The following is a 13,257-nucleotide window of genomic DNA, read 5'->3' on the forward strand; positions in this document are numbered from 1 at the left end:
TCCCTGGGTAGTTTGGCCCAGAGCGGAAAGGAGGCCAGCCGGGGTGCAAGCAGGCGCCGCCACCGAACTCGTTGGCCATCAAAGGACTGTGCATGCCGATCGAACGTATCGTCATCGACAATTTCAAGTCGTTTCGCCATCTGGACCTGCCCCTCAACGCCCACATGAACCTGGTGGTGGGCGACAACGAGGTCGGTAAGTCCACCCTGCTGGAGGCCATCCACGTGGTGGTCACCGGGCAACTGCATGGGCGCAATCTCGCCTACGAGCTCACGCCCTACCTGTTCCACCAGCCCGCGGTGCAGGAATATCTGGCGACCCTTGCTGCAGGCACGCCGGCTTCGCCGCCACGGATCTCCATCGAAGCCTATCTGGGCGCAGATGTCGCGCTGGCGTCGTTGCGCGGCACCAACAACTCCCTGCGCTTGGATACCGCCGGCATCCGGCTGCTGGTCGAGCTCAACGACGACTACCGCGAGGAGTTCAACGCCTACCTGCAGCAGCACCAGGGTGCGGTCAGCCTGCCGGTGGAGTACTACACGGTGCGCTGGTATTCCTTCGCCAACAATGGCGTCACCGCTCGCAGCATTCCGTTCGATTCGACCATCATCGACACTCACGGCATCAAGACCTTGTCCGGTGCCGATCGCTATATCGCCGGCATCATCGATCAGGCACTGACGCCTGCGCAGCGCGTCTCGCTGTCGTTGAGCTTCCGCCGCATGCGGCAGAGTTTTTCCGAAGAGGCGGACGTGGCGGCCATCAATGCGTACCTGACCGAGCACACCGGGGACATCAGCCACCGGGCGCTGACGGTGGGTGTGGACACATCGCCGCGCTCAACATGGGAAACCAGCTTGTCACCTTACCTGGATGAGCTCCCGTTCACCCAGGCCGGCAAGGGTGAGCAAAGCGCGGTGAAGATGAAGCTGGCGATGCACGCGGCCGGCGCTGCCCACGTGCTGCTGATCGAGGAGCCGGAGAACCATCTGTCCTATTCCAGCATGACCCAGCTGATCGACAAGATTGCGGCCCTCTCCACCGCCCAGCAGGTGATCATCGCCACCCACAGCAGCTTCGTGTTGAATAAGCTGGGCGTGGACAACGTGATCCTGTTCAGCGCGCAGGGCCAGATGAAGCTGGACCAGCTGCCGAGCGATACCCATGACTATTTCATGAAGCTGCCGGGCCACGACACGCTGCGATTGATCCTGGCCAAGCAGGCGATCCTGGTGGAAGGCCCTTCCGACGAGCTGATCGTGCAGCGCGCCTACAGCGACCACCATGGCGTGGCGCCGATGGCTCGCGGCGTAGACATCATTTCGGTCAAGTCGCTGGCATTCAAGCGCTTCTTGCAGATTGCAGATCGGCTGAAAATCCAGGCCAAGGTGATCACCGACAATGATGGCGATATCGCCGTTGTGCAGGAGCGCTATGCCGAACACATCAACGCGATCTATTACGATTCCGACGAAAGCGCCCCATCGCTGGAAGAGCAGCTGATCAAAGCCAACTCGCTGGCCGAACTCAATACCGTGCTGGGCAAGACGTTTGCCGATGAGGTGGCGCTGCTCAAGTACATGAAGGGCCATAAGACCGATACGGCCCTGGCGATCTTCAACAGCCCGCACTCGATCAGGTTCCCGGACTATGTCCAGCGCGCCATCACCTAACCGGGTCCTGCTTTCGGCGGCCGGCTCGGGCAAGACCACCTTGCTGGTCCGGCAGGCCCTGGAGCGGCCTGGGCGTCGCATCGCGATTGTCACCTACACGCTGGAGAATCTAGAAGAGATCCGGCGCTCGTTTGAGGTCCACGCCGGTGCGGTCCCCGTGCATGTCACTTTGCACAGCTGGTATGGCTTCCTGCTGTGCCAGTGCATCCGCCCGTACCAGGCAGCGCTTTGCCCTGAGCCTCGCATCGAGACCATCCTGTTCGTAGAAGGTGTCACCAATAACAGGGCCCCACGCACCCAGGTGGCGCGCCACTACTTGGCAGGCAACCGGATGTATTCGGACCGGGCGGCCGATTTCGCTGTGCGCTGCGATGAGCTCACCCAAGGTCAGGTCATGGCACGCCTGGCGGCCATGTACGACGAGCTCTACATCGACGAAGTTCAGGACCTCGCCGGCTTTGATCTGGATCTGGTCGAGCGGCTGTTGAAGAGCGGCATTGCCATCACGTTGGTGGGTGATACGCGGCAGGCGACGTATGCCACCAACTATGCTCAAAGGCACAGCCAGTATCGTGGACCCAATCTGGCAGCGCTGTTTCAGATTTGGGAGGCGGACGGCTTATGCCAGCTGGATCACCGCCTCATCAGCCTTCGCTGCGTCCAGGCCCTGTGCGATATGGCGGACACGCTCTATCCGCAGATGCCGCGAACCCAATCAGGCAATGGCGAGGTCACCGGGCACGATGGCATCTACCTCGTCGCTCCAGCGGATGTTGAAGCGTACATGCAGGAGTTTGCGCCCACCGTGCTCCGGCATGACCGGCGGCAAGCGTGCGACGGACTACCGGCCGTGAACTTTGGGCAGTGCAAGGGCCGCACCTACAGCCGGGTCCTCATCTTTCCGAACGGCCCGCTGACACAGTACCTGCGCACGGCAGATGCAGCGCGTATCACCGCCCCACCAAAGTACTACGTGGCCTTCACCCGGGCGCGGCAAAGCGTGGCCTTTGTGTATGCCGGCGCGTGCGCGTTGCCGGGTTATCAGCTCTATGCGCCCGCCAACGCAGACGCATAGAGCCACGGGCGATCACATTTTCTTCAAGGGCGCCGCTGTGGGCTGTGGTGGCACCGGACCCGGGTCGTTGAAGCACAGCATGACCTGATCGATGTCAAATTGATCGGCCAGCACGCGGGCGATCACCGCATGCACCAGGTCCAGGTCGACCGAGGGCGCAGCGACGGTGATGGTGGCCGCGATCGCACGACCGCGCTCTTTGGCGGGGACTAGGCGCAGGTCATCCACCGCTTTCACGCCGGGGTCGGTAAACATCGCCGTACGCACTTGTTCCAGCTCGGCTTCATTCATGTTGGCGGTGACTCCAGGGAATGTGATTGTCAGGCGGGATAGGTCTGAATCTTGCAATCAAAAAACACCGGCCTTGCCAGCAAGGTTGGTAGGCGGGGGACAGGCTCCGGCCGATGACGACTGTCGCCAGCGACCGCTGCAACCCTGAGCGCGCATCTTTGAGGCTCCGGTGGGCTTCGGGCGCATTGAAACCAGAAGTCGCCACCACGGACCTACCTCGGGGTATTGCTTCCGGCCGGTAGAAGACCTCCACAAACGTGATCTCGATGCGCCACCTCTCACAGAGCGAGACTGACGACGGGTGGTCCCATCCGCCCTTGCGTCATATTTGTCGCGCTCGCAGTTGTCAAGAATTAGCCTCCATGATTTGGATTGGTTGATCGGATCCTATTTCCTGCGAGGCTTGGACCGAAGCCCCGGTGGTCTGCGTTGCTTAATAGGTTGCTTCAATCTCCACCGGCTCCATTCACTAGTAGATCCTTCAGCTATGAAGGTGACCAGAACCCACTTCAGTAAGGGAGAGAACCCCACCTCAGCATCACGAAGCAGGTTGGCCCAATACCTTCCGACTAGGAAGGAGAATAGACTCATGGCAGTGACAGACGATGCGAACCACGGCCAACTGATGTCACTGACGTTCGCTTGGATGCCTTTCTTGTACATGTAAACTGCAAACACCAGAGCAGCGCACTGCATCGAGATCACAACCGCGGTCGGCGTCGCCCGGGCTCTGTGGAGGGCGGCGGCGAAGAGAGTCTCCGCAAACGAGAAGCCGATCAGCAATAGAGCTGCACTCAGCATCGCTGGACCGAACTCCGCAATTCCGGCGAGTGACAGCACGATTGGAAGGAATGCAAAGGGGAGTGGCTCCAAGCAGAGGGTTGGATAGAATTTCACGAACAGTGGCCATCTCTTTACCGCGACCAGAATGATGTCTTGCATCATCGCAACTACCAATGCAGCAGCCGCACTCGTTAGCGCAATCGACACCGGTATCCAAAACATCATCTCTTCTGATGCCGGCGCGAAGGGCACCATGGCCGCTGCGCCCCAAATCGCTGCGGCCAAGAACGCGCCAATTGGGAGTGCGGCTGGCTTCCACATGGTCATACTCTGATCAGAATACGTGGCCAAATAGTCAGGCGCTCAAGGTCTGCACTGACGGCTCTGCAGCCATGTCTACGCCTCACCGTCATAGGGCCTCCCTTCCCCGGGGGGGGCATAGGCCTTGATGGCGGTATCAGTCGATACCCAACCCGCGGCAGCGTCTGGATCATCTTTTCCTCAAACGGACCATCAATGCTTCGCCGCAGGCTGGACATCTGTGATCGCAGAAGATCCCCGTCGGGCAGGTCGTCACCCCAGAGAGTGTGCTCAAGCTGCCGCCTGGTCACAGCGGCAGGACTTGCCCGCATCAGCGCTTCAAGGAGCTTCCTGCAAGCTGGGTACAGATGCAGTCGTTTTCCAGCCCGTGTGGCCTCCAACGTACTCAGGTCCAACGTGAGCTCTCCGATCAGCAGCCGCCTCCTTGTTACGCGTCCCTCCGTACGGGAAACCAACGCCTCTAGGCGAACTTCGAGCTCCGGGAGCTCAAAAGGCTTGGTCACATAGTCATCTGCACCGGAGCGGAAAGCGATGATTTTGTCCGAGAGCGCAACCTTTGCAGCCAACATCACAACAGGAACTGAAACACCGTGATTCAACCGCAGCCTTCTCAGAACCTCCGGGCCTTCCATGCGAGGAAGCATCCAATCAAGAATGACTGCGTCGTAACCATTGGACGCCGCAAAGTGAAGGCCGGCGATGCCGTCCCCGATGGTATCAAGCTGATGCCCTCGGGCCTCGAAGTAGGCCAGAATCTTCAAAGCGACTTCTCGATCGCGCTCAATCACTAGAATTCGCATGTCACGACTGACGGAAGCCAAGGAGCCTCAGCGCATTGAATACAACCAACAAGGTTGAACCTTCATGCACTGCCACAGCCGGTCCAATGCCAAGACCTAGGATGGTCGCAGGAACCAACAACGCTACGACGCCCAGGCTCACATACACGTTCTGACGGATCACCCGTTTCGTGCGTCGACTAAGCGCTACAGAGAATGCAACCTGTCTCAAATCCTCAGACATAAGCGCGACGTCGGCAGTCTCCAGCGCTACGTCCGAAGAGGCGGCACCCATTGCAATTCCGACGCTGGCACTAGCCATTGCGGGTGCGTCATTCACACCGTCGCCGACCATTGCCACTCGCTCCGTCTCCTTCAACTGACGTATTGCCTTCACCTTGTCGTCAGGCATGAGATTTCCCCATGCCTCGTTTAGACCCACGTCCGTTGCCACGGCTTGAGCTACAGTCTGGTGGTCGCCAGAGATCATGATCATTCGTTGGATGCCCAAGCGCCTTAGCTTGTCCAGGGCTTCACGCGCCTCTGGCCGGGGCGTATCCATAAGGCCGATGACACCTAGGTCGCGATCACCTAGGCGAACGGCCATCGTGGTTCTGCCGGCGTTACGGAGCTCCTCAATGGCAGACTCCGCACCCGCGGATAGAGCGCCAATGCCGTCGTTACCGAACATTTCTGCCTTTCCTATCCACACGTCAATGCCGTTCACCTTCGCCTGAACGCCTCTTCCAGCGAAGTTAGCGAGGTCTGTCGCTACCATGACCGGTCCATCGCCCAGGCGAGTATTACCATCTCGAACGATAGCTGCGGCCAAAGGGTGGTCACTTAAAGCCTCGACGGCGACGGCAACGTGAAGCAGTTCCTGCTCTGTCGTTCCCTGCATCACTTTGATGTCGGTAATTCGCGGCTTGCCTTCAGTGAGCGTTCCAGTCTTGTCGAACGCGATGGCACGGACCATGCCCAGCTCCTCCAGTGGTGCGCCACCCTTGATGAGTACGCCACCTCGCGCAGCTCGCGCAATTCCCGCTAGAACCGCGCTTGGAGTCGCGATTGCCAGTGCGCAAGGGCTTGCCGCTACAAGTACCGCCATCGCTCGATAGAAGCTGTCGCGGAATGGCTCATCGATCACGATCCATGAGAAAAGTAACAGCACGGCCAAGATCAGAACAGCGGGAACGAATACCCTCTCAAACTTGTCTGTGAAGCGCTGCGTTGGCGATTTCCTGGTTTCGGCTTCGCTCACCATCTTGACGACGCGGGCCAGTGCCGATTCGCCTGATCGACGCGTGACTTCAACCTCCAGGGCGCCGGAGCCATTGATAGTGCCGGCGAAAACACGTGACTCCATTACCACCGAATCAGGTCGATCCCGTGCTAGAGCAGCGTCATTGACTGCCAGCTTATCAACCGGGATGCTTTCCCCGGTGACAGGGGCTTGGTCAACGCTGCTAGCCCCTTTGATAACGAATCCGTCCGCCGGCATCCGGTCATTGGGACGTACGACCACCACATCTCCAGGTATCAACGATTCAACCTGGACTTCCACGACCTGCCCATTCCTCAGCACCCTGGCAGTTTCTGGGGCAAGCTTGGCGAGAGCTTCTATCGCACGTTTAGCCCGGCCCATCGCGTAGTGTTCAAGGGCGTGACCGAGACTGAAGAGGAACAGAAGCAAGGCGCCTTCGGCCCATGCGCCGAGCGCGGCTGCGCCTGCCGCTGCAACCAGCATCAGCGTATCGATCTCAAAGCGCTTCAGCTTGATGTTCCCGATCGCCTCGCCAAGCGTGAACCAGCCGCCAAAGACGTAGGCTGCTACGTAAAACGCTGTGGGGATCCAGGGCGTTTGGGTCAACCCAAGCTTTTCAATCGCAAATCCCACGATCAGGAGCAGGCCGCAAGCAAGTGAGAAGATCAGCTCACTATTGCCACCTAGCGTGCCCCCGTGGGAATGACCGGGGTCCTGTCGGTCCTTGTGATCGTGTCCTTCGTGCTGATCCTTCAAATCTCCCCTCGGACTCGGTGGCTCTTGCGCTACACCCAGCGCCTCAAGCTTCGCTCTCAGCTCCGCCTCGCCTGTCTTGGCTCTCTCGTACTCGATGCTTATGCCACCAGCTGGGCTGGTGGTGGCTTCAATGACGCCTGGTACGGCCTGCACTTGCGCCGCAATTGTCCTTGCCTTTCGTGCGTGAACGGCCGAACCAAGCTCCAAGAAAAGGTGGCCATACCGATCACCCAACTCAATGCCCACGGATGCCGCCACCTCTCGCACTCGCTGAAGCGAGACGATCTCGGGGTCGTAATGAATGCAGAGCGTTCCGAGAGCTTCGTCGCTACCCTCGCGAATGTGCACGCGCGATACTCCCTCCATGTCCTGAAGACCAGCGACCAGCCTCTGGACGCAGCTGTCGTCCCGAGAGACACCTGGGAGTATTACTGGCAGTTCGAGTTCTGTGGTCAGGTTCATTTGTTCCCTCCAACGTCATAAAAATGGAACGGGAAGTCCGGCAGGCAGATGCTCTGCCGGGCCCAAACACTCCATCATTCAGTGGACAGTTTCCGGTTGCCCTTTCGGGCCTGCCTTGGCCAAGCGTCCCGCAAATGTCGGCAGCACAAGAAGTGTTAGCACTGTTGCGGTCAACAGGCCGCCAATGACCACCGTGGCGAGAGGCTTCTGCACCTCAGCACCAGATCCACTCGCAATAGCCATTGGAATGAAGCCAACGATCGCCACCAGCGCGGTGGTCACCACCGCGCGAATTCGGCTGCCGGCACCGTTCATTGCAGCGATCAATGGACTGTCACCTGCATCAAGCCTCTCTCTGATGGCTTGCATGAGCACCAATCCATTCAGGGTCGCAACACCCGATACCGCGATGAATCCGACGGCGGCAGATACCGAGAACGGCATACCACGCACCAGCAACGCGAGAATTCCGCCAACCAGGGCCAGTGGGACGCAGGTGAACACCAGGCCCGCCTCCTTTGCGCTGCCCAATGCCATGAACAGCAGGCTGCCGATCAATAGGAAGACAATCGGAACAACTGTCATGAGTCGCTTTTCAGCCCGCTGCAAGTTCTCGAACTGACCTCCCCACGTCATGTGGGCGCCCGGCGGAAGCTGTACGTCCTTCACCGCCGCCTGGGCCTCTCCAACAAACCCGCCCAAGTCACGACCGCGAACATTTGCCTGCACCACCACACGACGGCTTCCATTGTTTCGACTGATCTGGTTCGGCCCCTCGCTGATCTCAATGCGTGCGACAGAGGAGAGCGGCACGATGCCCCCAGTTGGAGTTGCAATCGGCAGTGACGCGAGCTGATCGGGGTCATTGCGTGCATCGTCGCCGAGGCGCACAACAACATCGAACCGGCGGTCGCCCTCGAAGATCTTGCCTGCCGCAGCGCCGCCAATACCGGTTGAAAGCGCGTCGCTCACGTCCGCTGCCGTGAGGCCATACTGCGCAGCTGCAAGATGATCGATTGCCACATTGAGCGTGGGCAGGCCGGAAATCTGTTCAACACGGACATCCGCTGAGCCCTGGACATTCCTCAGCTTCAGCGCGACCTGATCGGCAACAGCTTGCAGTTGCTCGAAGTTGTCGCCGTAGATCATGACGGCCAGGTCCGTACGCACGCCTGAGATCAGCTCATTGAAGCGCAGCTCGATGGGCTGGCTGAATTCAAAGCTGTTGCCTATCTGCGAGGCGGCGATCTTCTCAAACCTTGCAATCAGATCCTCCTTGCTCAGGGAAGAGTCTGGCCACTCCTTTCTCGGTTTAAGTACGATCACACTGTCGGAGATGTTGGTCGGCATGGGGTCGATAGCTGCTTCTGCAGTACCGGTCCGCGAGAAGACCGTCACAACCTCTGGTTCAGCAGCAATGGCCTTCTCCAGCGCCAATTGCATAGCCAACGATTGCTCAAGCGACGTCGATGGCACACGCAACGCTTGCATAGCGAGATTTCCCTCATCAAGCGTTGGCATGAACTCTCGACCCAGCATCGTAAAGCCGACCACGCCCATCGCGAGCATCAAAATGGCGCCAGCGAACACTGCCTTGGGCCTACGAATCGCCGCTTGGATCGCCGGTTCAATACGGCCGCGCAGGACGCGGATGATGGCAGTCTCATGTTCTTCGTCTTGGTCGCTCTCGTGCCCCTCCTTGTTCGCGTGGAGCTTGGGCTCCCTGACCAACAGGGCAGCCATCGCCGGTACAAAGGTGAACGAGAAGATAAACGCGCCAACGAGGGCGAGCATGAAGGTGGCGGCCATCGGTTGGAACGTCTTGCCCTCCACACCTTCCAGCGTAAGGATCGGTGCGAACACCAACAGGATGATCACCTGGCCGAAGGCTGCAGGGCGCGCCATTTTCCTCGCCGAGTCGGCGGCCACACGCAGTCGCTCCATGGCATTGAGGGGTCGGCCGAGTTCCGCACGCCGCTTGCCAAGCATCAGCAGGGTGGACTCGATCACAATTACCGCGCCATCCACAAGGATGCCGAAGTCCAGCGCACCCAAACTCATGAGGTTGCCGCTGATGCCGAACTTGTTCATGCCGATAACAGCGAACAGGAACGACAGCGGAATGACCAATGCGGTGATGGCTGCCGCACGCAGGTTGCCCAGGAGCAGGAACAGCACAACTACGACCAGCAGGGCACCTTCGGTCAGGTTCTTGGCGACAGTCTTGACAGTGGAGTTAACCAGCACACTACGGTCCAGCACTGGCTCTGCGAAGATATCGGCGGGCAGAGATTCATTGACCTGTGCCAGGCGCTCAGCTGCAGCTTGAGCGACGGTGCGGCTGTTGCCGCCGGCGATCATCAGTGCCGTGCCCAGTACCGCCTCATGACCATTTCGGCTAGCTGCACCAAGCCGTGGGGCGCGCCCCATACCGACCTCGGCAACATCGGCCACCCGGATGACCACACCGTCCTTGGTGGCCACCGGCGACTGAGCCAAGTCGTCGGTCGTCAGGGCAAGGCCGTCTGCCCTAACGACCAGGCCTTCGCCCGCACGCTGGACGAAACCCGCGCCAGCCTGGACGTTGGAGCGTTCCAGTGCTTGGACCAGATCGGCCAGACCCAAGTTGTATGCCGCCAGTCGAGCGCTGTCGGGGTAGATGCCGTATTCCTTGACGTACCCACCCACCGTATCAACACCGGCCAGGCCGGGGCTGGAGCGCATCTGTGGTGCGATGATCCAGTCCTGGACAGTACGCAGGTACGTTGCGCGCTCCTGGGCGGTTCCAAGACGATCGCCCTCTGGTGTCAGGTAGACCTCACCCTCTTGCCAGCCAGCCTGGCCGGGCTTGGCCAGCTTCTTGGGGTCGAATGGCTTGAAGTCCACCGTCCACATGAGAACCTCGCCCAGCCCGGTTGTAACCGGGGAGAGCATGGGGGACACGCCCTCGGGCAGATCTCCGGCAGCCTCCCGCATCCGCTCTGCCACCTGCTGGCGGGCGAAATAGATGTCGGTCTGATCAGTGAAGATCGCGGTGACCTGAGAGAAGCCATTGCGTGATAGGGAGCGAGTGGTGTTCAGACCTGGGATGCCGGCCAAGGCCGTCTCCAGAGGATAGGTGACCTGGCGTTCAATCTGCTCCGGAGTAAGGGCAGGTGCGATGGTATTGATCTGAACCTGGCGGTTGGTGATATCTGGTACAGCATCGACTGGCAGCTTGCTCAGTTGGAACAAGCCAAAGCAGGCAATCGAAGCAGCCAGAAACACCACGAGCCAACGGAACTTGACCGCTGCTTCAATGATGATCTTGAACATGGTGTATGAGTTCCCTTAGTGGCCGTGCTCGGCTTCGCCCTTGGCCAGTTCGGCTTTGAGCAGGAAGGCATTGGCGCCTACGAGGCGCTCACTACCTGTCAGGCCGTTAAGGATTTCGATTCGATTACCTGCACGACGACCAGCGAGTACCGGCGTAGCCTGGAAACCACCCTGGACGGCAACGAAGACAACACTTCTGCCATCAACGCTTTGGACCGCATCCGCCGGCACACTCATACCTTCAGCGGCACTATCGGCGATGATGACGGCCGAAACGGGGGAGCCGGCCGGTGGCAACTTCTCCGAAATTGGTTTGGCGCGAATGGTCGCGGTGCCTCCCTGCTGCATCACATTCGCAGCGGCGGCAATCACCTCAGCTTCGAAGCTTCCGCCCGGGCCAGTCACTTCCAGCTTCATTCCGGGCACCGCGAGAGTGGCCAGTGCTGGCGGTGCAGTGAATACGAGTTCATTCATGTCCGGATTGGAAACCTCCGCAACAAGCGTTCCAGCTGAGACGACACCACCGGGCGTCACTTGGACGTTGCCAACCACGCCAGCGACAGGACTGGAGATTGTCACCCGGCCGGAACTGTCCGGAGATCCACTGGCCGCTACCTGTGCACGTGCAGCACTAGCGGCGGCATCAGCGGCCAAAGAGCGCGCGCGCGAGGCCTCCAGCTCCTGGCGAGCCACTACGCCCTGCTCGACAAGAGACTTGTCGCGGCCGTAGGCCAGGCGAATGGCTTCGGCCTCCGCCGCAGCGGCAGTGGCGGCGGCTTTGAAGGTCGCAGCTTCTCCACTGACAATGATCACCAGGGGCTGGTTGCTCTTGACGGCTGTACCCGGCGCAACAAGCACGCGCTCAACGCGGCCGGTGACCGTTGAGGCGATGGCAGCACGCCCCCCGATGGCCGGCTCGACGCGACCTGCAAGGCGGGTCGATGCGCCACCGCCGCGGCCGACAGCCACCACGCCGATGCCAGATGCCTTGATCTGGTCAGGCGTCAGCTTGACTACACCTTCCTCGGACTCCTCTTCGCCATGTTCGCCATCACCATCACCTTCACTGTGCGCCTCGGCGGAGCCCGGCTTTGCGTCAGCTGCGTGATCGTCGTGACCATCATCCTTTCCAGCCGGCTTTTCTGCCTCCGTACCGGTGGATTTGGCATCCTCCTGCGCCCCGCCACTGCATGAGGTCAGCGCGCCGGTCATCATCAAGGTAGCCAGCAGCGTCGCTCCGATGAGCGTCTTGTTTCCGTACTTGTTCATTTTGCCTCCACAAACGGTGCGCGCCCTTCAAGGCGGGCGAGGTCGATTTCTGCTGCCACCCGGCTAAGACGGGCATCCACAGCACTGCCACGCGCAGCGATCAGGGTTGATCGCGTGCTGCGCAGCTCCAATTGCGATATACGACCTGCCTCAAATCCGATGCGGGCCAGCCGATAGGCTTCATCTGCGGCCTGTACGCTTTCATCCGCTGCTCGTGCGCGGCTGTTGGATGCCTTGAGACTCGCTACCGCTCCCAAACGGGCCGCCTCACTGTCACGCCTCTGAGCCTCCAGAACCGCTTCGGCAGCACGTTGTTCCGCATAGGCCGCCTGGATCGCACCGCGGTTACGATCGAATAGGGGGATCGAAAGGCTGATGCCCACGTTGTAAGCTTGGTCGCCCGCTTGGCGGAAGCGCGTCTGAGCCACGGATGCACTCAGTTGTGGCAACGCACGCTTGCGCTCAACATCGATAAGGCGGCCGGAGGCGTCCGCTTCGGCTTGGGCGATACGAACGGCAAGCGGGGCGGCCTCATTGTCAATTGGGTGAGAGGGCACTCGGTCAAGCAGGCTTTCGCCGATGTCGGTCAGCGGGCTGTCCACTAAGGACACCCCGGCTAGGCGAGCAAGCGCCGCATCCCGGTAGGCCTCGGCCTCATCTAGGCTGGCCTTTGCATTGGCGACCTCGCTCCGTGCCTGCACACCGCGCAGGTTGGGCTCACGTCCCTCGCTGACCATCGCAGCTACCGCCTTGGCGTCCTGTTCAATCAAGGCCAATGCCTCGCTGGCCAACTCATATCGGCGCAGCGCAGCCTCTGCTTCGGCGTATGTCGCAGCCAGGCGACCCGCTGCGTCACTGCGCATCAGATCACCCCGCAAGCCTGCAGCCCCAGCCTCCGCACGCGCGGCGCGCACTCGGGCCCCTCGTTGACCCCAAATCTCCAGCGGCTGGGAGAGGGTGACAATGCTGTCAGCGTTTGAGAAACCTTTGTAGGGACCAGTGCCGTAGGCGTTCTCCGCTTCGATGGAGACCGTCGGATTGGGCAGTGCCCGAGCCTGTTGTACCCGCGCCTCGGCTGCCTCAGCCAGCGCGACGCCTTGGACCGTCGCAGGCATCTGGTTCAAGCGAGAAAGCAACGATTCGTAAGATGGTGCAGTTTGAGCAGCTACATGCCCGGTTGGCACCAACGCCAGCAGAACAGCGACAGCCAACCCGGTCGCTGAAAGCGACCGACCCGTCAAAATCGACATAAAAACTCCCGTAAATTAT

Annotated in this window: 8 protein-coding genes and 1 pseudogene; 2 read left to right on the forward strand and 7 right to left on the reverse strand. The window is 60.3% G+C overall.

Annotated elements, in window-relative coordinates:
• Positions 1 to 92: 92 nt before the first annotated feature.
• Together ACVOLZ_RS01690 and ACVOLZ_RS01695 are read left to right on the forward strand one after the other, a co-directional pair.
• Positions 93 to 1,673 (forward strand): ATP-dependent nuclease, encoded by a 1,581-nt coding sequence (locus ACVOLZ_RS01690; RefSeq protein ID WP_017354989.1) that lies wholly within the window; start codon positions 93 to 95, stop codon positions 1,671 to 1,673.
• Positions 1,651 to 2,748, forward strand: coding sequence for a UvrD-helicase domain-containing protein (locus ACVOLZ_RS01695; RefSeq protein WP_017354990.1), 1,098 nt, complete (start codon positions 1,651 to 1,653; stop codon positions 2,746 to 2,748). Before ACVOLZ_RS01690 ends, ACVOLZ_RS01695 begins: the two co-directional genes overlap by 23 nt.
• A gap of 12 nt (positions 2,749 to 2,760) precedes the next feature.
• Here the strand turns inward: ACVOLZ_RS01695 and ACVOLZ_RS01700 are convergent, their stop codons facing one another.
• From ACVOLZ_RS01700 to ACVOLZ_RS01730, 7 genes and pseudogenes are all read right to left on the reverse strand, one after another.
• On the reverse strand, positions 2,761 to 3,039 hold the full coding sequence (locus tag ACVOLZ_RS01700; protein ID WP_027080079.1) for a hypothetical protein: 279 nt from the start codon (positions 3,037 to 3,039) through the stop codon (positions 2,761 to 2,763).
• A gap of 387 nt (positions 3,040 to 3,426) precedes the next feature.
• The gene (locus ACVOLZ_RS01705; protein ID WP_017354992.1) at positions 3,427 to 4,149 is read right to left on the reverse strand and encodes a hypothetical protein; all 723 of its coding nucleotides are present in this window, start codon (positions 4,147 to 4,149) and stop codon (positions 3,427 to 3,429) included.
• Positions 4,150 to 4,280: 131 nt separating this feature from the next.
• Positions 4,281 to 4,943, reverse strand: a pseudogene (locus ACVOLZ_RS01710) (response regulator transcription factor); the annotation flags it as partial.
• Position 4,944: 1 nt separating this feature from the next.
• Positions 4,945 to 7,404 carry a heavy metal translocating P-type ATPase gene (locus ACVOLZ_RS01715; protein WP_027080080.1) on the reverse strand — a complete coding sequence of 820 codons (2,460 nt, stop codon included), beginning with the start codon at positions 7,402 to 7,404 and terminating at the stop codon, positions 4,945 to 4,947.
• Positions 7,405 to 7,482: 78 nt separating this feature from the next.
• Complete coding sequence (locus ACVOLZ_RS01720) at positions 7,483 to 10,719, reverse strand: efflux RND transporter permease subunit (protein ID WP_027080081.1); 3,237 nt, start codon at positions 10,717 to 10,719, stop codon at positions 7,483 to 7,485.
• Between the two features lie 15 nt (positions 10,720 to 10,734).
• A complete protein-coding gene (locus ACVOLZ_RS01725) occupies positions 10,735 to 11,988 on the reverse strand; it encodes an efflux RND transporter periplasmic adaptor subunit (RefSeq protein ID WP_062171269.1) in 1,254 nt (417 codons plus the stop codon).
• Entirely contained in the window at positions 11,985 to 13,238 is a 1,254-nt protein-coding gene (locus ACVOLZ_RS01730) for a TolC family protein (protein ID WP_062167469.1), read from the reverse strand. The genes ACVOLZ_RS01725 and ACVOLZ_RS01730 overlap by 4 nt, the downstream gene beginning before the upstream one ends.
• Between the last annotated feature and the right edge of the window lie 19 nt (positions 13,239 to 13,257).

It is taken from the genome of Stenotrophomonas sp. STEN020 (assembly GCF_056760195.1).

Bases quoted from the DNA above. Each gene is read 5' to 3' on its own strand.
- ACVOLZ_RS01690 (WP_017354989.1), top strand. From the start codon at position 93: ATGCCGATCGAACGTATCGTCATCGACAATTTCAAGTCGTTTCGCCAT.
- ACVOLZ_RS01695 (WP_017354990.1), top strand. From the start codon at position 1,651: ATGTCCAGCGCGCCATCACCTAACCGGGTCCTGCTTTCGGCGGCCGGC.
- ACVOLZ_RS01700 (WP_027080079.1), bottom strand. From the start codon at position 3,039: ATGAATGAAGCCGAGCTGGAACAAGTGCGTACGGCGATGTTTACCGAC.
- ACVOLZ_RS01705 (WP_017354992.1), bottom strand. From the start codon at position 4,149: ATGACCATGTGGAAGCCAGCCGCACTCCCAATTGGCGCGTTCTTGGCC.
- ACVOLZ_RS01715 (WP_027080080.1), bottom strand. From the start codon at position 7,404: ATGAACCTGACCACAGAACTCGAACTGCCAGTAATACTCCCAGGTGTC.
- ACVOLZ_RS01720 (WP_027080081.1), bottom strand. From the start codon at position 10,719: ATGTTCAAGATCATCATTGAAGCAGCGGTCAAGTTCCGTTGGCTCGTG.
- ACVOLZ_RS01725 (WP_062171269.1), bottom strand. From the start codon at position 11,988: ATGAACAAGTACGGAAACAAGACGCTCATCGGAGCGACGCTGCTGGCT.
- ACVOLZ_RS01730 (WP_062167469.1), bottom strand. From the start codon at position 13,238: ATGTCGATTTTGACGGGTCGGTCGCTTTCAGCGACCGGGTTGGCTGTC.